Origin of the sequence: Carboxylicivirga taeanensis (assembly GCF_051851475.1) — a bacterium.
In the GTDB taxonomy this organism is placed as follows: domain Bacteria; phylum Bacteroidota; class Bacteroidia; order Bacteroidales; family Marinilabiliaceae; genus Carboxylicivirga; species Carboxylicivirga taeanensis.
This window is the reverse complement of record NZ_JBPUSJ010000079.1, coordinates 1-1,213: the sequence shown is the minus strand read 5'-3', so window position 1 is coordinate 1,213 and position 1,213 is coordinate 1. Positions and strand designations below refer to the sequence as shown.

The window sequence follows — 1,213 nt, the reverse complement described above, 5'->3', positions numbered from 1 at the left end:
GGGGCGTGCCTAACAAACCGTAATAAAGCAGCCTTGGGTTGCGTAATTCTAAAATTGCAGTTTGCTGCAGCAATTGAGTGTAATTAAGGAACAAAAATACAGGCATCGGGCCGCTTCATACGGCAATCCGTTATGCACAAGCAAAACAGAACATGAGAGTAATCATTGATACATAAATTAATACTTAATCATGAAGAATTGCATTATAAAAAGAATCTTAATGAGAAGATTATTACTAATCCTAATAATGGGTTTTTTTTCACACTTCATACATGCCCAGAATAGGGAAGTAGACTATTCAAATCCCAGTGTAACGATGGACGATTTGGATGCAATATTGCAATCATTAAAAATGGATATTTACAAATTTGGAGTACACCTTCCAGATAGCCAAAAATATGAGGTTTGCTTATATTTAGAAGAATATGCGGACAAAGAAATGATAAAGGAACAAACAGTATTCTGTTCACCATCTCCCTACCGTTCTTTTAAAGATGGAAAAATGATATTAAAGCCATTTGACGGTGCCAGATTTATAATTAAAGATAATAAAGATGAATTCTTAGTAAATATTAGAATGGGCAATTTTGGACATCCTGAATACAAAGTTGAAATTGATTCCATGTACTCGAATACGCATACGGCAGCAAGATTTAAAATAGAAGACACAACTTTACAAGTAGGAAAGACTCCTTTATTTTTAATTGGTTCATTTTGGGAATCTAAATTGCCAGATGGAAAAACACTACCAGATGGTTCGACATCTATTTTTAGGTTTTGTGTGGAAAGAGAATTGTCTCCAGATTGTTCAAGTGATGCATTCAATAAAATGCCACATTACTATATCTTCGGATTGAAAGTTATAGAAATTGACAAATAAGAAATGCCAGTGCATAACACGCTAGTATAAAGCATATGGCGTTCGTAGCCTTTAATAAGTGTAGCTCGTTAATCAAACACCACCAAATCTTTGATTTGGCTTTAGCAATAAAAAGATAAAAACAAATAAAAGATTTGGCTCAGAGGAATTTTGGAAGGACTGGTTCGTTAAATCGCCATACGCTTCATCTAGCCAACGTTGTGTTCCATTCCCCCTATAAACCTATAGTATTGATTTAAAATAAAGGTAATCAATACTTTTCAGGTTTATTGATTTCTGAAGCTAACGTAAAACGGGGACATCAAAGCAGACGAAATTTGAAAAAAAGTACAA

At 34.0% G+C, this 1,213-nt stretch carries 1 protein-coding gene; it reads left to right on the top strand.

From position 1 onward, the window contains the following. The first annotated feature begins 220 nt into the window (after positions 1-220). Positions 221-880 carry a DUF5041 domain-containing protein gene (locus ACSX1H_RS19300; protein WP_439185891.1) on the top strand — a complete coding sequence of 220 codons (660 nt, stop codon included), beginning with the start codon at positions 221-223 and terminating at the stop codon, positions 878-880. Positions 881-1,213 lie beyond the last annotated feature (333 nt).